Source organism: Terrimonas rubra, assembly GCF_042686025.1.
Taxonomy (GTDB): Bacteria; Bacteroidota; Bacteroidia; order Chitinophagales; family Chitinophagaceae; genus Terrimonas; species Terrimonas rubra.
Window position 1 is genome coordinate 2,523,710 of the sequence record NZ_JBHUOZ010000003.1, and the last position, 16,975, is coordinate 2,540,684.

Genomic DNA, 16,975 nt, shown 5'->3' on the forward strand with positions numbered 1-16,975 from the left:
TATTATTTTATTTGATAGTAATGGTCAATCATTTGCTTGCAATAATCCAGAAAGAATCCGGAGAAGGTTTTTTATTTTTTGACTTCACTTCATCTACCTGGTACACATAAAAGGAATTGTCTATATAATTCACGGTTCCCTTAAAATCTTCACTACTTGAAATAGCCAAGTAGCTCCTAAATGAAATTGGGGTATTATCCGGTTTGTAGTGCCCAACTGAGTATTTTGTTTTTTTATGGTACTCTTTTGGCAAAATATTGTAAGTAGATTTAGAGATAACGCTCAATGGAGGTATAATTGAAACCCGATCATATTTTACAGATTTTGAAACGCTTTTGCTATTAGAATTTAAGAACAGGCTATTATCTGTAATAGTCGTCTTTACGGTCTCGTCTTGCCAGTAATTTAATGATCTGTTACTAGTTATATAAGCTGACGTTTTCCAGTCTATATAAAGCGGAGTATTTAGCTTATTGTAAAGCTCAAAAGAAACCACCCCTCTCTCTGCCCATAAGTTATATTCAATTTTAACAGAATCATTTTCAAAAACGCAACTATTGCCTTTAAGAAAAACATTATTTGATGCCGTTTTAAATACCTGAGAAGGATAGCAAGATGCCAAAGAGAAAATAAATAAAAGTGTAGTTAAAAATCTCATTTTAATGGTGGTTTAATTGATAAATGTCAACTATATTGAAAATTTTAATTTTGGTTACAATACTAAAATTATTAGTTTAGTGCTTTATTTAACAATACGAGCCTACAATTATGAGTACTACGAACAAAACAAGATGTGAGACTTGCCGTGATCGAAACAAATGCCCTTTTTTTGACGCCTTCACCAGGTTGAATTGCTTTATGGTTTGTCCAGCAATTAAAACCAAGAAGGTGTATTATTTTACTAACTGGGCATTGGAGGATTTGCAATTAACTCACAAAAACTAAGTATTCTTACTTACCCATTAATTATAATCCTGCCAATCGGCAGGTTTTTTTTTGTTTATATTAAAAATATAATAAATTCGTCGTCGCATTTTTAACCATGATACCTGCCACCTTATCTACAACGTGCGACAATTGTCGAGACAAACTCATTTGCCCTTTTTCTGGGCGCTCGAAACCTGAGGAGAAGGCGAAGATTTGTCCGAAAAGCTCTTACCAAGTCCTTTCAACCTCTCTCGCCCGAGTCGCTTATCTGTATCCATCTGGATTTCTGTATTCTTACTATTATTATCTGTATTTAACTCCATTAGATTTTGAACTGTTTTTTCTAAACTAAGTAACCTATAAGCAAGTGACTTATTGTTATCTAAAATCAACTCTTGGTAATCCATGAGTTTTTTTTGTTGATCAACTAATAGTTGAATTTGATCGCTAAAACTTACGGCTAGGTTAGTGTCATTTTCCTTACTGGAATTAGCTATTATTCCAAAATACTCGGGGAAAACCTTTTTTATTTTATTTACTGTATTATCTGATAATTCATTATCACCCGGCTTATTAATTATTGTAGATAAATTAGGTCTATCAAGTCCAACTCTTCTCGCTATATCAGAAACGGACAAAGCTTCGTCAGTTTTAATTTTTTTTAAAATTATCGACAATTCTTTCGCTTTCATTAATAGAATTTAAATGTTTGTTTCCGTTTGTTAGATAAAAAATAAATTACCAAAAAGTGTTTGTTTTTGTTGTTTTTTGTTTGTTTTCGTATTAAATTCGTACTGTCTTACAACAACAATACATTTTATTATGAAAGTCTTAAAGCAATCGGTAATCGATGCTTTAAACAATGTGCCTACCCGTCGACAATTGGCTATTAAGCTTGATTGTAGCGAGCAGATTGTTTATAGGCATACGAACCACAATAAGCCCAACAACCGCCTGACCAAGGCAGATGCACTCGAGTACATATCAGTTATACTGAACATACCTATGTCAGAGGTGTGTGAAGACGCACCCCAAACTGCATAAAGATAATACTAATAGTATAATAAATAATATATGACTATTAAGAAGTCAAATAAAAAGGAAACCAGGTCTGATGCGATACGGAAAGCCGTACAACTGCATCTGGAAACCGGCGAATATAAGGTGCCGGAGTTTTTAAAGAAGAAATCTCATAACGCCAAAATAAAGACGAGCGAAGACGGGGCTTTGGTCTCATAGCCCCTTTTTTTAACTGCTAAAAATTAAACCATGTTAATCAAAGAATTACCAGAACCAATTAAGAAACTAGCCTTAAAAAGAAAGAGTTGGTATGCTACTGAGTATTCCGAATTACTCAATGCATTTGTTTGGTATGAAACCCCTGAAGGAAGGCTTTTTTGGAAAGAGATCGATAAAGGAAACTACAAACCATTTTACAACCTATACCCACAACATAAAAACGACAAAATGAGCAAAGAAGTAAAAACAAAGGGGCTGGGCATCAGAGTTGAATCTGTCATTGCTCCGTCCTTAAAACAAAAAGTAGAAAAGTACTGCAAAAAGGGAAATATCTCTATGGCGCAGTTGATACGTGACCAGCTTCAATTAGTGGTGAAGCGAAAATAACACTCTTGTTTTTTCATCGAACGGGGCAATGTTTCTACATATACCCCTCTTTAAAAACTAAGTTATGATAACAAAAGATGAATTAGAAGCAATACACCAGGTTATAGCCTTTGTGATGATAATTATTGGTGTTGTTCTGATAACTGAATTAATACAATGGGCGGTTAAGCCTGTAAAGTTTTGGTTTAAAAGGTTCGTAAAACGCAAGCACTAGTTATCAGGGGTGTTGTTCTCATCGCCCCTCTTTTAAGAAATTAAAACCACCGGAAGCTGACTTAAAACTGAAAGCTATGAAGTAGTTGCCTAATGTAAACCGAGTTTGAAAATCAGTATTAAGAGATGGCACAATCGGAGAAGCCGTAGCATCGAATGCAGTTGTGCCAGCAGAAATAAAACTTAAAAATTATGGAACGTACTAACATCTTACATGAATTTTTTAATGCCCAATCGGACAATAGCAAATTAGAGACGTCATCACAAGAAACTTTAGAAAACGAGTTTCAACAATACATGACAAATGGCGAAGGAGAATTGAATGCTATGGATTTTGTAAACGAAATATGCCTAGAGTCATTATCTCCGGAATGCTTTGAACAATGGGTAAAAGTAAAAGAGGAACTCAAAAAAAACAGGAGATTATTTAAGAAATACAACTATGTATAATTAACAATAAACCTTTCCTCTAAGTGTTATTAGTTTATAATATATAGGATTGAATCTTGTCTAATACACAGTTGTCAGAATGGCTAATACAACGACCTAACCCGGCCGGGTAAGAGCCGGGACTTTTAAAACAAACAGTTATGAAAAAATCTATAGTAAGTATTGGTAAGTCAGCATTAATTGGAGCTGCTACAATGTTAGGAGGTGCTACCCAAGCAACAGTGCCAGTAAACCAAACCCCAGCAGCACAACAAATATCAATACAAGCAAAACAGGACAACAAAAGGACTGTTACGGAAAGAAAGCAATCTATTGTTCCGAATGGCTTGGGAGGTATAGACATTTTACCAATTAACTATGGGCGTTCACCCAAAGAATACGGCCAACTCTTACAACAAACCGGCAGGCAAAAGTGGAACAAGAAAACCAAAAAGTAACCTATGAACATTTCAACCATTACTTACGAAGACTTATTCGCTCACCAGGTTCAGTGCTACACTGAACGACTGTCAGAGGAAAGAGCAAAGCCTGAAAGTGAAAGTAAAATAAAAGCGGTTGGATTTCTCAGGGAACAATTATTCAAACTTAAACAAGCACATAAAATCAGAACCGATGAAACTACTACTATCAATCCAGGCTATTACCCTACTAGTTGTGGCTGTAATAGTTTTTAGAGAGTGGCGCAAACTAAACAAAATGAAACGTGAAGTACGTAATAGTTAACGAAGTCCGGGGTATAAAATACTTCTGGAATGAGGACAAAGAAAGGTGGGAAGGATTGGAAGACAATGCAACAAAATATAAAACTGAAAAAGATGCAAAAGATACCATTGATAAGCAAAATAGAACTGCCGAAACCAAATTTCATAATGCAGTTAAACTATCCATTAGCAGGATCAGTATTCGTTGATTTTATTTATAGGCCAGCAGATCTCTATAGCGATTATACAGTAGCAATTTGGAAAATTAAATATAAGTAATCGTGCGAGAGATAAAATTCCGCGGAAAGCGGGTCGATAATGGAGAGTGGGAATTTGGGTACTTAGAATCCCTTAGAGAGATAAGGGGATATTTTATAGACCCCGAAACAGTCGGCCAGTTCACCGGCCTTAAAGACAAAAACGGAAAGGAGATTTATGAGGGAGATATTATAAAATCTCCAAGGTTTATAAATTATCCAATTTCTTATATAAATGGTGAGTTTGTTGCAAATATAAATATAGTAGTCTACACAAAGGATATTTGGAATCTTGGCCAAGTAATTGGCAACTGTGTTGATAACCCTGAACTCTTAAAATAGTAACCATGCCTACCCTAGTACAAGTATATGAAAAGTTTCAAAACCATCAATTACAGGTAATTGAACTGGTTGCAGAAGCTAACACAAGAGAAGCAGCAGCAGAACTCGGGTACAACGACTTTAAAGCTAACCTATACATCAAAGGAAAGTTTATCGCCGACATTTCCCCTGTTATCGCAACCAGTGAAGCATGGGAAAAGATGATCGACGAAACAGACTGGGTAGAGAAATTCCGGGAAGCAACAGAAAAAATTGAAGCGTAAATAATAAAACACAAATAATGGCAGACAAAATTTTTCCTAAAGGCATCAGAACATTCGCTCCAAGACAAGGCGCGCCGGATTTCGTGTTGGGTGATATAGTGGTATCAATCGATGAACTAACCCAATTCGTACATGAATACCCCCAATACCTTTCAGAGTATAAAGGTCAAAAACAGTTGAAGTTACAATTGACCAGAACACAAGGCGGGGTGTTGATGCTTAGTGTGAATACATACAATCCGAACCAGAACAAAACCGGTACACAATCAGGTGGTACTGACGATTTACCATTCTAAAAACAATATTAAATAAAATGGAACAACAGATCACAGTTTTACAAAAAGAAGAACAATTCGGCTCACCGGCAACTTTTGAACATGCACAACGTGTAGCTAAAATGCTTTCTTCTTCTTCGCTTATCCCTAAAGAATACCAGGGAAACATACAGAACACAATGATTGCTATTGAAATGGCAAATCGAATAGGCGCTAACCCATTAATGGTTATGCAAAACCTGTATATCGTACATGGCCGTCCTTCTTGGAGCAGTTCTTTTATTATCGCAGCCTTAAATGCATGTAAAAGATTCTCACCACTACGCTTTGTAATGTCCGGTGAAGGCGAAGATTACGGATGTACCGCTTGGGCCTACGATGTAGACACAAAAGACAAATTGGAAGGCCCCAAAGTAACCCTTAAAATGGCTAACGCTGAAGGATGGGTAAGTAAATCGGGAAGCAAATGGAAAACAATGCCCGAATTAATGTTCCGATATCGTGCTGCAGCTTTCTTTGGTCGTCTTTATGCACCTGATATTCTTATGGGAATATATACTGCTGACGAAATGGAAGACATTCAACCGGTTACTATTGTTGAAAGCAAAATCAACAAAGAGGAAGAAAGGGTAAAACTAATGATTGAAGACGCTACCAGTGTAGAAGACCTGGAAAAAATCAAAGAAAATGTAATGCCGTCACAATTAGACCTGTTTAACGAAAAATTAGCCACTCTTTCAACTGGTAAATAATGGACTTTTCAAATATACTTTTCAGGTGTTCTTCACTATCACACTTAATGACCGATCCTAAATTGAAAAAAGATAAGGAAGCGGGTAATTTAAGTGAATCAGCCAAAACTCACTTAGTGGATGTTTATGTTAGCAATAAGTATGGACGAAATTCCGACATTCAAAATAAATACATTCAAAAGGGATTGTTAGTAGAGGAAGACAGTATCACTCTTTACAGCCGGGTTAAAAAAAACTTCTTCAAAAAAAATGAAGAACACCTAAAAAATGACTTCATAATGGGAACACCTGATCTGTATATTGGAAAAACAATCCAAACAGCTGAAAGGATAATAGACATCAAAAGCAGTTTTGACATTTTCACTTTCTTTAGAAACATTAATTCTACTCTCAATTCTTCCTATTGGTGGCAGGTGCAGGGATATATGGCGCTAACCGGTGCAAAATCAGCTACGGTAGCTTACTGCCTTGTTGACACTCCACAGGTGATTATTAATGATGAGAAAAGGAAACTAATGTGGAAAATGGGAGTTGCTACCGATATGGATCCTGACTATATGCAGGCCTGTGAAGAATTGGAAAGACTGCTAACATACCCGGACATCCCAATGAATGAAAGAGTAATCGAATTTGATGTATTCAGAGACGATGAAGCAATAGAGCGATGTTATGAACGGGTTTTGAAAGGTCGTAATTATTTATCCGAATTAGACAGTTATCGTTTACAACAAAAAACAACCAACCATGACACGCTTACAAAAGTACCTATACAATAAGTCATTAAGAGAAACTACTCTTTCAAAGAGAATCGGTAAGACCTGGTGCCGGTTAGTCAACGGAAAGTGGATGACCGAAAAGAAATTTCAGAAAGTCTATCCTTTGAGCTTTCAACCAACCGGAAAACAAATTCAAAACCCTGATAAAAGAGCTGCGGCATTAGTTTGATATGAGAAAAGTTAAAATACATTTTGCACAAGATTTAATTATAAATAAAAACAGATCAATAATGGCTGGATTTGACATGTTTATTATTGGTCATCCGCCTATTTCTTATGCTGATGGTTTTTATGATCAAAATTACAGAATAGAGGGATATAAGTATGCACAAAAAATGGCTGAAGAAAATGGGATAGCTTTTACATACCCATTTAAATGTAATCAAAAAGGTTGTTATCCATTTCAATATGGAGGTTCTTTTGTTTGCAATTCATGTTATCGTAGTGGAGTAGATAAGGACTGGTGGAAGATTCAAGTTGAAAAAGATGGAAACGAATTTTGTTGCCATGGATTAGATTTTGTAAATCTTCAAGAAAGCACAAACTATGCTTTTGGAAAATCTTTTTCGGAAGCGATTAGTAATTATTGAAATATAATGATTAAGAACTAAAAATGCCCCAAACCTGCGACTTCCCTCTTTGCTCCGAACCAGTCTACAACGACCGATGGTGCGTTCATCATAACAGAGTATATGGAGAAAAGAAAGCAAAGAAAGAAAACAAGCCAATACCAAAGCAAAGTGAGAAAAGAAAGGTACTGGATAAAAAGTATAAAAATCTGGTCAAACAGATGCTAACTGAAAACGACCAGTGCGAAATGAAAATACCAGGAGTTTGTACAGGTAAAGCGCAAGGGCTACATCACCCCGTAAAGAGAACAGAAAAGAACCTATGTGAACCAACTAACCTAATGAGAGCTTGCAATGCATGTAATAATTGGGTTGAGTTACACCCATCTGAAGGAATGAAACTAGGACTAATAAAATCAAAATTTAAAAAATAAAAACCAAACAAAATGAACACTAAAAACAAAATGTTCGACAAAGACAAATTCTACATTATTAGAGCCGACCGCGCCGGTGTATTTATGGGTAAAATATCTTTTATTGAAGGAACCACCATAGGTATTAATGCCTTAAGAAGACTTTACTATTGGTCTGGAGCTTTAGACACTACACAACTTGCGAAACAGGGCGTTACAAAACAAAGAGGGTGTAAATTCTCCGAACAACTCGATGAAACCGATTTAAGTATCGTGACCAATCTTATCGAGTTCCACCCGATGACGGAAAAAGCTATTCAATCTTTAAACAACGTTCCTGTATGGAAAAGCTAATAAAAAAATTCTTAAATGGTTACGTTAACGGTAACGGTAATGGTTATGGTTATGGCGATGGCGATGGTAACGGTAATGGTTATGGTTATGGCGATGGCGATGGTAACGGTAATGGTTATGGTTATGGCGATGGCGATGGTTATGGTTATGGCAACGGCGATGGTTATGGCGACGGCAACGGCAACGGCAACGGCAACGGCAACGGCAACGGCAACGGCAACGGCAACGGCAACGGCAACGGCTACGGCAACGGCAACGGCAACGGCTACGGCGACGGCAACGGCAACGGCAACGGCTACGGCGACGGCAAAATACTACTTAAGACATACAAAAAACAGCCTGTTTATTATGTTGATGGAATTCCTTGTGTTTTTAAATCAGTAAACAAAGACTTACTATTTGCGAAAGTTGCAATAATAAACCTAAGCGACCTGTCCTCATCACTTCAATTTATTTACAAGTTCAACAACTGTTTTGCGCATGGAAATTCATTGAAAGAAGCTAAACGGGACGCTGAAAATAAATATTACTCGCAGTTAGATGTAAGCGAAAGAATTAGTGCGTTTCACGACGCTTTTAAGGATGGGATAAAATATGATACTAATTTATTCTTTACCTGGCACACAACCCTAACCGGATCTTGCGATTCTGGAAAAAAACACTGGGTTAAAGAACGTGGGATTGACTTATATTCAAAAATAACAGTTGAAGAGTTTATCAACCTGACTAAAGATAGTTATGGCGGCGAAGTGATTAAACAACTGAAATCCAGTAATTAACATATGAAAACAACCATCATTTACGCTTTGCTCCCAAACAACAAGAAAATATTCATATCCAGTCTTGACAAAAGAGAGGATAATAAGCTAATAGCTATTCCAACTTTTGAAGTTAAGGAAGCAAAGACTTTTGAAAGCGAACAGGACGCAGCGGAAGTAATTCCTTTTATTCATAATCCATTGGATAGAAACTGGAAGGTTGGAATCGTTGAAGTCGAGAAGAAAAAAAATATTGTAAAAGGTAAAAATGAGTTGGTATGAAATCACAAAGCTGTATAGTAAGTTCCTTACAACATCTCAATCGGTCAAAAGACCACATGCAGAGTTTTATTTCTGACAATCCAGGAACAAAAGAAGCAGGCCTGTTTAAGATGTATAAGAACCGGATTGACTGGATTTTCAACGACCTATTCACCAATCCAAACTTTTCAGAACAGGTACGTCAGGGAATAAAAAACGAGGTCAATTCTGATGTATGGGCGATTGATGCCATAGTAGAAAAGATTGCACTTCTTAAACCCTAACAACGAGAGCTATTAGAAAATGTAATCGACAAAGTAATAAAAGGTGATGAATTAATTGTAAATGAAACAGCATTATGAAGGAAAACAAAAAAATATCATTGTTAGACATGAACCAAAAGCTGCTAGAGAAAGGGCATATCGTAGTAGTTAGGTATTCATGGAATAGTTATGTAGGTGAAATTGGCAATAAAGGCCTACATGCAACCGGAGCAGAAAGGTTTGCCTTTTTTGGGCCTCATCCATTACGACAGGAACATACTTATCAAATATTAGGACATATTTCAGAGTCGCATCCTGACTATAATAAAAAAGTTCTTGAATGGTATAATTCTGAATCGGATGATTTTAAATGTCCTATTAAAATCACTGTATATGATAATGTAAAAATTCAAAATTAAAATATGCAACCAACATCACGAATCGCCTATAACAAAAGGGAGTTATCCGGCGAGAACGAAAGCGACAAGCAGTCAGCTTTAAATGCCCTTACAAAAATAGGATTTGGGACTAAAGAAGACATTGCCAGTGAGTTGAAATGGACGCAAGATAGGCTCCACAAACGTTTATCGGAGCTTTTGAAAGATGGTAAAATTATTCAAACTCCATTAAAGAAAATCGCACAATCCACCGGCCACTTACAGATCATCTGGGCGGTAAAAGGAATAAAGGAAATTAAGGTAAAGGTGAATTAAAAATATTGAAATGGCAGGCCCCGGATTTGAATATTATTCTGTAAAAACCAACAGATACCAGGATAAAAAGATTAAACGACTGAAAAGAACTTTTGGGGGAACAGGTGTTGCCATTTATGACTATATACTTTGTGAAATATACCGAGAACAAGGATGTTTCATTGTGTGGGACGATAGTACTGCCTTTGACGTGTCAGAGTATTGGAATATCAAAGAAAGCTTAACAAATGAGATAGTTAAATATTGTTGTAGCGTGGGTCTTTTTGATAAAGAACTGCTTACAAACGAGGGGTTACTATCATCAAAAGCTATCCTCACAAGGTTTATAGATTGGAGTGTAAAGGCAAAAAGAAAGTACAATATTCCCGAAAAACTGAAAAAACTTCTGGAAGAAACAGTAAAACTTCCGGAAGAATTGCCAAAAGTTCCGGAAGAACAGCAACAAAGAAAAGAAAAGGAAAGTAAAGGAAAAAAAAGTAAAGAGGATATAGCGGACAAGCCGCCCCCGTCCAAAGGATTTATCAAACCAGTTTTGGATGAAGTAATTGAACATTTTAAAAACAAAAATTTTGAAAAAAATTTAGGCTGGCCGGCCGAAAAAATTACAGAAAAAGCCGAACAGTTCATTAATCACTACGCAAGTAAAGGTTGGGTGATAGGCAAAGCAAAAATGAAAGACTGGCGGGCTGCAATCAATGGGCAGTGGCTTAAAACAAAATCATGGGAAAATGAATCAGGCAAGCGAGAAAATAATGTTGTTGGCAAAACAATTGAATTTGACCCCCTCTGAAACCGAGGAAGTGGAATATATCCTTTCAAAAGAAGAAGAAGAAATGTGTATTCAAAATGCGATTGATAAAGAGAAGCAAAACATGATTTGGAGGATGAACGAAGCATCAGCTAATCAGTTTCAGATTGAAATGAGAATAAAAAATACCAACTGGGATCAGTTAATTAATCGTGATGAGATTTTAAAATTAGCTAATAGTTCAAAACTTCATTTGGAGTGGGAAAAACAGCAGAGGTTAAAAGAAAAGGAAGCCGAAAAAGAACTTAAAGCTGAGATATCCAAAAGATGCGATGCCAAATATTTCTACAAAATTTTAAAAAAAGGATGCCAGGGGATTAAAAATAAGCCGCTCATTGTTTCAAACGAAACATTACCATTAATCAAGGCGCTTTGTTTCTTCTTTTCGGAAGACGAAAGATTTGAAAGCGAGTTAGGTTATAACCTACAAAAGGGATTATTGATAAGAGGTATATCTGGATTAGGTAAAACATTCTTAATTAAACTTTTACTTAACAACGAAAGAAAGCCAGTATCTCAAATATCAATGATTGAGGTTTCAAGGGAAATAAAAGACAATGGATTTTATACACCACCCGAAAACGCAATACTAAATATTGATGATGTTGGAACAGAACAAACGGAGGTAAATTATTACGGAACAAAAATTAATTGGTTTAAGGAGTTTATTGAAAGTTACCATTTACAATCTAAGGCGTTTAATAGGCTCATAATCTCAACTAATAATAATAGTGAACAACTGGAGCAAATGTATGGGTTCAGGGTAAGGAGTAGGCTAAAGGAAATGTTTAATGTGATTGACGTAAAGGGAGCATCAATGCGATAAAAATACAAAGCTGGAAAACAATGTACCGGCTATTTATGAACGAGTTGATAAATAAAAAACACTAAAAATATGGGATGCGATATTCATTTATATGCAGAAGTTAGAAAAAGAAAAACACTGCTTGATAAACTACAATTCTGGAAGCCTAAAAAGTGGGTAAACATCGACAAGTGGACTAAAAATAAGTACTACGGTGAAGATAAATGGGAGCCGGAATTTAAAATTGAAAGCAATAACCAATTTTACACCGGCGGTAGGAATTACAATTTGTTTTCTGCCCTTTGTGGGGTAAGAAACTATTATTTTGAACCTGTTCCTAAAATGATTACTCCACCAAAAGGAATGCCTAAAAATGTAAGCGAAATAGTCAAGAAAGAAATTGAACGCTACGGATCAGATGGACATTCTCACAGTTGGAATACATTGGAAGAGCTTCTGTCTTTTGATTGGAGTGAATATGGGGAAAGCTGCGATAAGTTCCTGAAAGAAGTTTTGCCAAAAATGAAAGCCCAAAATGTATCACCTAAAGACGTGAGAATAGTTTACTTCTTTGATAACTAACGCTTGACCACCCTACCCCAAATATTAAACCGTGTTTTAGTTCTGCTCAAAGATGAAAATAACAAGGCAGAAAAGATAGTCGGTAGTAGTTGTTACTGGTTGCCGTTGAGCCTGACTTATGACAACTTAGTTAGGAGTAAAGAGATAACACCTATTTCAGAACTCCCACCGGAAACAAAGAAACACTACTGGGGTCAGGTGAAGGGATTAGATGTTCCACGTTACACAAAAATTATGATTGTTCAGGCTTTGTATTTGTTTGATTTAATAAATGAGAAATAATATGCGAGAGATAAAATTCCGCGGTAAGCGGATCGATAATGGAGAGTGGGTGTTTGGGTACTTAGAATCCCTTAGAGAGATAAGGGGATATTTTATAGACCCCGAAACAGTCGGCCAGTTCACCGGCCTTAAAGACAAAAACGGAAAGGAGATTTATGAGGGAGATATTTTAAATGTAGTTGATGGGTTTATTGGGCCTATTAAGGAGGTTGTTTTTTCAAACATACACTATGCTTTTATGTTTAAAACGATAAGTGATGTAAAATCTGCAGACTTTAGAAAATTGAAAGGCGAATCTAATTTTATTAACCAATATAATAACCTTAAATCTGTTGAGCTTCTTGGTAATATCCACGATAACCCAGACATCCTGAAATAATGCCCACCCTAAACATCATAGTCCGTGTATGTGAGCTGAAATTAGGAGATGTATTTATTCTCTATGGCATCGAAAGAAGGGTGAGAAAAATAGTAGACTGCCGAATTGAATATGTTAACAACGGTGATAAGAAGATCAATAAAAAATCAATATCTGCCCGGTCACAGGAAAAGGTGATGCTGGTGAGCAGAAAAGAGGTGGTGAAATACTATTTGGAGAATAAGTAAACTTAAAAAAATGTATCGAAAATTAAAAAGAACATGGTCATTTGGATATGCAAATTATATCCCAAAATTTAAAGAAACATTCCCTGAACTCTCAAAAGTTGATGGTGAAGAACTTTGTGAAAGGTTCATAAAACTAAAAATGAACTTCTACTATGAAGAAGAAACTCCAGTTAAGCCATGGATAAGGATTACTTTACCATTTGCACTTATATCTATGATTATTATGATAATCTGCCTTCCTGTATGCTTTTTAGTAACTGGAAAGTGGAGTTATCCATTAGGTAAGAAATCTATAATCCTCAATTGGTTCAGGTCGTTGAGACTTATATAAAATAATCCCATGAAATACACAATAGGAATAGACCCTGGCACCCACACTGGATTAGCGGTAAGAAATCTCGAAACCGACGAAATGCAGCTTTTCACAATGAAAATTCACCAAGCATTGGATTTTGTTAGAGAACGAAAGGGCGAAATAAAAGTACTCGTAATCGAGAATCCGAACCTTTGGACACATTTCAAGGACACGAAAAACGCCCGTTCAAGGTTGCAAGGTGCCGGTTCTATCAAACGTGATTTCAGTATATGGGAGGACTTTTTAACAGAACATAAAATCAAATTCAGAACAACCCGCCCCGACAAGCAACGTAACCAACTCGCAGAACATACAGAACTGTTTGCACGGATGACAGGATATAAAGAACGTTCCAGTCATCATGCAAGAGTAGCGGCGTTATTGATTGAGGGGGTGAAAAAGTAAATTATAACAATTAAATAAAATGAAAGTAAAAGACTTGATAAAGCTTCTTTCGGAATATCCCGAAAATATGCCAGTTAAATTAATGCCCAACCATGAAAGGGGTGCAGATTTTAATTATACTGTGAATGAATTTACAGAGGAAAACATGTTAATCTCATCTGAAAAGGCATGGGTGGACGATGAAGCCCCGTATGATACATGGGACTGCGAAGACGGGAAAATCCGTCACAAAGGCCGAAGGTACCTTTTGATTAATCCTATAATTACCTAACCCCTATTGGAATGCAATAATCCCAAACGGGCGCTTTACTGAAGCGTCGTAAAATAAAAGAATATGAATACGATTAATAAGAAAAGGGATTACACCAAGTTTTTTACTTATCCTGAGACCTCGGAATTTATGGCAGACCTATTGAACCCACAACCCCATCAGGTAATTTTAGAACCGTCTGCCGGTAATGGTGCTTTGGTAAAAGCTGTCAAGAAAAAGTGTCCCGAAACAAAAGTATTTGCAGTTGAACTATATCCGGAATGGAAAAAAGATTTAGAGAGCATTGCCGATGTAGTTGTATTAAAAGACTTTTTAGAATTTACAGGAATGCAACCAAAATATAGTGGGTGTATTGCTAATCCCCCGTTTGGTAATGGAGTAGATTTGGATGCCCATATTAAAAAAAATGATTAGGCTTTGTAGGTCAAAAGCAAAGCTGGTAATTTTAGTGCCTGCCGATTATCTTCCGGAATTTGACCATAAAAGCTACCCGCTTATAAACTGTTCAAAAAACAGTGATGGAACAACAACAGAAATCAAAATTATTGAATTTACAAAACGATGAAAGCACTTACAATTAAACAACCATGGGCATCACTTAAAAATTAAAAAAGCAATGAATAGAAACTTAGACGCTGAAATAGTAGAGAGAATATTTGGTTGGGTAATAATTCCTGTTAGCTTAGATTACAACGGTGAAAACGCCTGTGAAATACTTTATCCGCCAAACCAAAAACCAACACAAGACTTTTACAATACCCTTCCACGGGTTGGTAGGGTTCATAAAGGGTGGCATGCTCCAAGATATAGCGGAGATTTAAGACAGGCAATTGAACTGTGTAAACATGTTAAATTAGAACTATCTGTTATAGATATGCCAACTAATCCGGAAGTTCTCGCCAAGTATGCGTTAGACTGGTGGGATAAAACCCAGCTTCAAAATCCGAATACAAAATAGTTTGAGTTCAGCAAAAAATGAAAAATCGAATACAAATAAAAATATCAATGGCAAAAGTAATTACGTTTAGTCGGTATTTCCCAAAGGGACACCCTAAAGAAGGTCAGCCGACATTTTTTGTAGAAGCATTTTTAAAGGGCAATCGTTCAAAAGTCGTTGTACCATCTTTACAAAACACTTTTAATTATGACGAATTAGAAATAGGTTTTGCGAAAACACACACTATTAGGGCTGGTAAAAGGTTTAAGACGGGGGATATTTTCAGTCCTCGTGTTTGGTCGGGCAAACCTTATCGCAGCCCACAAATTGTTTTTGCCCCTGATACTTTAGTAAAACAGGTTTGGGACTTTAGTATTTTTCAGGATAATTTGACCGGAAGTACAATGTTTTCCATAGACGGGATAGGTTATGATTGTGATTATCGCCCAGGAACACATGCCCACTATTTACTTTTTGAGCTTTCAACAAATGATGGCTTGAAATTAGATGATTTTATGTCTTGGTTTAAATATCCTCAGCCATTTGAGGGACAGATTATAAGCTGGTCAGGAAATGAAGGTTATTAATGGTGTCAACTAGCATTAATATATTAATGCTAGTTGACACCATTTATTTACCATTGAGTAAAACTTCCAATAATTTCAGCGTGTCCAGATCAATAGTTTTCCCCGACCAGTCGTGATTGTCTTTTTTATGAACCTTTTTGGTAGGCTCTATTCCGTAGTTTTTCACTAGGTAATCTATTATCCGGCCGAGCAACAGCACATCTTTTTCAGCCAGGCCACCAACAGATTGCATCCAGGTATTTGATTTTCGGTAAAGGTGTTTGTCAAGTACTGCCCTCTTGGCCCCACCGGTTACCTCGAACTTCCAAAGGCTGGTACCGGGGTATATCCGAGCAATTTTTACCTTGTATTTCCGCCTGTTAGTGAACCTAATATGTAAGTTTTCCCATTCCACCGGTCAAAAATACTAAATATTTTAGCAATTAAGTAGAATTTTAAGCAAAAAAAAGGAAACGAGTTTTTTAAAATATAATCCAACGAACGGATTAATTCATTTTTTTAAAACAAATCTAATATTAGGATCTAAAAAGTTTTCTCATACCAGAAAACCGCCCACATTGGTGCGGCTATGTTTGGGTTATTAGGAGTACTAATGTGCTGCTGCAAATCTTAAAGCATTCGCCAGGCTTCCATATTTTTCACGGCACTTATCAATTACCGACGGCTCCACCTGGACCGTGGTGTTTTTGACCGGTTCAAGCCCCTGCTCCTCCCGACTCTTACGGCCTGCAGTCTTATGGCCTCCGTTGAATTTACGCTTATCGATTTTATTTTTCATGATTCTTAATATATTGATCAAGTGCTAATCGCACAATATGTGAATGATTTATACTCTTGCTAAGAAATTCGTGGTGTTCTTTGGTAAGGTTTATTATTTTTTTATAAGACGCTTTCCTCTGCTTTCCGTCTCGCTGTAAAATGCCTAATTGCGACGCCTTCCACTGGATAGCGTCTTTACTCCGATCGAAAATTGCACATAATACTGCTATATGTGTAGCCTTGTAGTGCTTTTCCAGGTAAGTAAGTTCCTGAGCGTTCCACTCTTTATTCCCGGCCATAATATTAGTTAATCTGGTAGTCAAGACAATCTTCTACACTTTCAAACTCCTCAGTAAATTCTCCGTTTTCGTTCAATTGCCATTCATTCAACATATTACCCCTGCCATATCCGTTTTGCGTGTTTTTGTTTAAAACAAAAGAAAAGTAATTATCATACTCTCCATTTGACAGGTTATTGGCATAATTAGCTGAGTGATCAGATACTCTGATTTTAAAAACCTTATCATTAATTGATAAAGTAAAGTAAGTTGTTCCGGATAAATCTTTAAACAACTCTCTCACTAAAGTTCCAGCGGCATCTATTGTAGTAACATTTTTCATTTTTAAAATTTTGCGGGGTGATCGGTTTGGTAGATCAAAGATAA

General features: G+C 36.4%; 34 protein-coding genes. 29 read left to right on the forward strand and 5 right to left on the reverse strand.

Annotated elements, in window-relative coordinates:
- Nucleotides 1-28 precede the first annotated feature (28 nt).
- Nucleotides 29-658: a hypothetical protein gene (locus ACFS6H_RS19800; RefSeq protein ID WP_386103235.1), complete on the reverse strand. Its 630-nt coding sequence runs from the start codon at nucleotides 656-658 to the stop codon at nucleotides 29-31.
- Nucleotides 659-1,091: 433 nt separating this feature from the next.
- Nucleotides 1,092-1,619, reverse strand: a complete 528-nt coding sequence (locus ACFS6H_RS19805; protein WP_386103237.1) for a hypothetical protein — start codon at nucleotides 1,617-1,619, stop codon at nucleotides 1,092-1,094.
- A gap of 382 nt (nucleotides 1,620-2,001) precedes the next feature.
- Here ACFS6H_RS19805 and ACFS6H_RS19810 point away from each other — a divergent pair, with 382 nt between their 5' ends.
- From ACFS6H_RS19810 to ACFS6H_RS19950, 29 genes are all read left to right on the forward strand, one after another.
- The gene (locus ACFS6H_RS19810) at nucleotides 2,002-2,166 is read left to right on the forward strand and encodes a hypothetical protein (protein ID WP_386103239.1); all 165 of its coding nucleotides are present in this window, start codon (nucleotides 2,002-2,004) and stop codon (nucleotides 2,164-2,166) included.
- A gap of 30 nt (nucleotides 2,167-2,196) precedes the next feature.
- Entirely contained in the window at nucleotides 2,197-2,553 is a 357-nt protein-coding gene (locus ACFS6H_RS19815; protein WP_386103241.1) for a hypothetical protein, read from the forward strand.
- A gap of 405 nt (nucleotides 2,554-2,958) precedes the next feature.
- Complete coding sequence (locus tag ACFS6H_RS19820; protein WP_386103243.1) at nucleotides 2,959-3,216, forward strand: hypothetical protein; 258 nt, start codon at nucleotides 2,959-2,961, stop codon at nucleotides 3,214-3,216.
- Between the two features lie 140 nt (nucleotides 3,217-3,356).
- Nucleotides 3,357-3,653: a hypothetical protein gene (locus tag ACFS6H_RS19825; RefSeq protein ID WP_386103245.1), complete on the forward strand. Its 297-nt coding sequence runs from the start codon at nucleotides 3,357-3,359 to the stop codon at nucleotides 3,651-3,653.
- Nucleotides 3,654-3,919: 266 nt separating this feature from the next.
- Entirely contained in the window at nucleotides 3,920-4,126 is a 207-nt protein-coding gene (locus tag ACFS6H_RS19830) for a hypothetical protein (RefSeq protein WP_386103247.1), read from the forward strand.
- A gap of 72 nt (nucleotides 4,127-4,198) precedes the next feature.
- A complete protein-coding gene (locus tag ACFS6H_RS19835) occupies nucleotides 4,199-4,516 on the forward strand; it encodes a YopX family protein (RefSeq protein ID WP_386103249.1) in 318 nt (105 codons plus the stop codon).
- A gap of 5 nt (nucleotides 4,517-4,521) precedes the next feature.
- The gene (locus ACFS6H_RS19840) at nucleotides 4,522-4,779 is read left to right on the forward strand and encodes a hypothetical protein (RefSeq protein WP_386103251.1); all 258 of its coding nucleotides are present in this window, start codon (nucleotides 4,522-4,524) and stop codon (nucleotides 4,777-4,779) included.
- 17 nt (nucleotides 4,780-4,796) lie between these two features.
- Nucleotides 4,797-5,075 carry a hypothetical protein gene (locus ACFS6H_RS19845; RefSeq protein ID WP_386103252.1) on the forward strand — a complete coding sequence of 93 codons (279 nt, stop codon included), beginning with the start codon at nucleotides 4,797-4,799 and terminating at the stop codon, nucleotides 5,073-5,075.
- 17 nt (nucleotides 5,076-5,092) lie between these two features.
- On the forward strand, nucleotides 5,093-5,806 hold the full coding sequence (locus ACFS6H_RS19850) for a recombinase RecT (protein ID WP_386103254.1): 714 nt from the start codon (nucleotides 5,093-5,095) through the stop codon (nucleotides 5,804-5,806).
- Nucleotides 5,807-5,853: 47 nt separating this feature from the next.
- A complete protein-coding gene (locus ACFS6H_RS19855; protein ID WP_386103256.1) occupies nucleotides 5,854-6,582 on the forward strand; it encodes a YqaJ viral recombinase family protein in 729 nt (242 codons plus the stop codon).
- A gap of 170 nt (nucleotides 6,583-6,752) precedes the next feature.
- Complete coding sequence (locus ACFS6H_RS19860; protein ID WP_386103258.1) at nucleotides 6,753-7,172, forward strand: hypothetical protein; 420 nt, start codon at nucleotides 6,753-6,755, stop codon at nucleotides 7,170-7,172.
- Nucleotides 7,173-7,597: 425 nt separating this feature from the next.
- Complete coding sequence (locus ACFS6H_RS19865) at nucleotides 7,598-7,918, forward strand: DUF6948 domain-containing protein (RefSeq protein ID WP_386103260.1); 321 nt, start codon at nucleotides 7,598-7,600, stop codon at nucleotides 7,916-7,918.
- Entirely contained in the window at nucleotides 7,906-8,697 is a 792-nt protein-coding gene (locus ACFS6H_RS19870; protein WP_386103262.1) for a hypothetical protein, read from the forward strand. The genes ACFS6H_RS19865 and ACFS6H_RS19870 overlap by 13 nt, the downstream gene beginning before the upstream one ends.
- Before the next feature lie 3 nt (nucleotides 8,698-8,700).
- Nucleotides 8,701-8,958 (forward strand): hypothetical protein, encoded by a 258-nt coding sequence (locus ACFS6H_RS19875; RefSeq protein ID WP_386103264.1) that lies wholly within the window; start codon nucleotides 8,701-8,703, stop codon nucleotides 8,956-8,958.
- A complete protein-coding gene (locus ACFS6H_RS19880; RefSeq protein ID WP_386103265.1) occupies nucleotides 8,955-9,221 on the forward strand; it encodes a hypothetical protein in 267 nt (88 codons plus the stop codon). Before ACFS6H_RS19875 ends, ACFS6H_RS19880 begins: the two co-directional genes overlap by 4 nt.
- A gap of 74 nt (nucleotides 9,222-9,295) precedes the next feature.
- The gene (locus tag ACFS6H_RS19885; protein ID WP_386103267.1) at nucleotides 9,296-9,619 is read left to right on the forward strand and encodes a hypothetical protein; all 324 of its coding nucleotides are present in this window, start codon (nucleotides 9,296-9,298) and stop codon (nucleotides 9,617-9,619) included.
- 3 nt (nucleotides 9,620-9,622) lie between these two features.
- The gene (locus ACFS6H_RS19890) at nucleotides 9,623-9,913 is read left to right on the forward strand and encodes a hypothetical protein (RefSeq protein ID WP_386103269.1); all 291 of its coding nucleotides are present in this window, start codon (nucleotides 9,623-9,625) and stop codon (nucleotides 9,911-9,913) included.
- A gap of 10 nt (nucleotides 9,914-9,923) precedes the next feature.
- Nucleotides 9,924-10,703: a DUF4373 domain-containing protein gene (locus tag ACFS6H_RS19895; RefSeq protein ID WP_386103271.1), complete on the forward strand. Its 780-nt coding sequence runs from the start codon at nucleotides 9,924-9,926 to the stop codon at nucleotides 10,701-10,703.
- Nucleotides 10,642-11,547: a hypothetical protein gene (locus ACFS6H_RS19900; RefSeq protein WP_386103273.1), complete on the forward strand. Its 906-nt coding sequence runs from the start codon at nucleotides 10,642-10,644 to the stop codon at nucleotides 11,545-11,547. The genes ACFS6H_RS19895 and ACFS6H_RS19900 overlap by 62 nt, the downstream gene beginning before the upstream one ends.
- 69 nt (nucleotides 11,548-11,616) lie before the next feature.
- A complete protein-coding gene (locus ACFS6H_RS19905; protein ID WP_386103275.1) occupies nucleotides 11,617-12,108 on the forward strand; it encodes a hypothetical protein in 492 nt (163 codons plus the stop codon).
- A 3-nt stretch (nucleotides 12,109-12,111) separates the two neighbouring features.
- On the forward strand, nucleotides 12,112-12,390 hold the full coding sequence (locus ACFS6H_RS19910; protein WP_386103277.1) for a hypothetical protein: 279 nt from the start codon (nucleotides 12,112-12,114) through the stop codon (nucleotides 12,388-12,390).
- A gap of 1 nt (nucleotide 12,391) precedes the next feature.
- Nucleotides 12,392-12,769, forward strand: coding sequence for a YopX family protein (locus ACFS6H_RS19915; protein ID WP_386103279.1), 378 nt, complete (start codon nucleotides 12,392-12,394; stop codon nucleotides 12,767-12,769).
- Complete coding sequence (locus ACFS6H_RS19920) at nucleotides 12,769-12,996, forward strand: hypothetical protein (protein ID WP_386103281.1); 228 nt, start codon at nucleotides 12,769-12,771, stop codon at nucleotides 12,994-12,996. Before ACFS6H_RS19915 ends, ACFS6H_RS19920 begins: the two co-directional genes overlap by 1 nt.
- Nucleotides 12,997-13,006: 10 nt before the next feature.
- Nucleotides 13,007-13,327 (forward strand): hypothetical protein, encoded by a 321-nt coding sequence (locus ACFS6H_RS19925; protein WP_386103283.1) that lies wholly within the window; start codon nucleotides 13,007-13,009, stop codon nucleotides 13,325-13,327.
- A gap of 9 nt (nucleotides 13,328-13,336) precedes the next feature.
- Entirely contained in the window at nucleotides 13,337-13,756 is a 420-nt protein-coding gene (locus tag ACFS6H_RS19930) for a hypothetical protein (RefSeq protein WP_386103285.1), read from the forward strand.
- Between the two features lie 19 nt (nucleotides 13,757-13,775).
- Complete coding sequence (locus ACFS6H_RS19935; RefSeq protein ID WP_386103287.1) at nucleotides 13,776-14,027, forward strand: hypothetical protein; 252 nt, start codon at nucleotides 13,776-13,778, stop codon at nucleotides 14,025-14,027.
- Between the two features lie 63 nt (nucleotides 14,028-14,090).
- A complete protein-coding gene (locus ACFS6H_RS19940; RefSeq protein WP_386103289.1) occupies nucleotides 14,091-14,441 on the forward strand; it encodes an N-6 DNA methylase in 351 nt (116 codons plus the stop codon).
- A 202-nt stretch (nucleotides 14,442-14,643) separates the two neighbouring features.
- Nucleotides 14,644-14,985, forward strand: a complete 342-nt coding sequence (locus ACFS6H_RS19945) for a hypothetical protein (protein WP_386103291.1) — start codon at nucleotides 14,644-14,646, stop codon at nucleotides 14,983-14,985.
- Nucleotides 14,986-15,002: 17 nt separating this feature from the next.
- A complete protein-coding gene (locus ACFS6H_RS19950; protein WP_386103293.1) occupies nucleotides 15,003-15,551 on the forward strand; it encodes a hypothetical protein in 549 nt (182 codons plus the stop codon).
- A 43-nt stretch (nucleotides 15,552-15,594) separates the two neighbouring features.
- Here ACFS6H_RS19950 and ACFS6H_RS19955 read toward each other — a convergent pair whose 3' ends face one another.
- The 3 genes from ACFS6H_RS19955 to ACFS6H_RS19965 form a co-directional block, all read right to left on the reverse strand.
- Nucleotides 15,595-15,783, reverse strand: coding sequence for a hypothetical protein (locus tag ACFS6H_RS19955; protein WP_386103295.1), 189 nt, complete (start codon nucleotides 15,781-15,783; stop codon nucleotides 15,595-15,597).
- Nucleotides 15,784-16,140: 357 nt separating this feature from the next.
- The gene (locus ACFS6H_RS19960) at nucleotides 16,141-16,329 is read right to left on the reverse strand and encodes a hypothetical protein (RefSeq protein ID WP_386103296.1); all 189 of its coding nucleotides are present in this window, start codon (nucleotides 16,327-16,329) and stop codon (nucleotides 16,141-16,143) included.
- A gap of 284 nt (nucleotides 16,330-16,613) precedes the next feature.
- Complete coding sequence (locus tag ACFS6H_RS19965; RefSeq protein WP_386103297.1) at nucleotides 16,614-16,931, reverse strand: hypothetical protein; 318 nt, start codon at nucleotides 16,929-16,931, stop codon at nucleotides 16,614-16,616.
- Nucleotides 16,932-16,975: the final 44 nt, after the last annotated feature.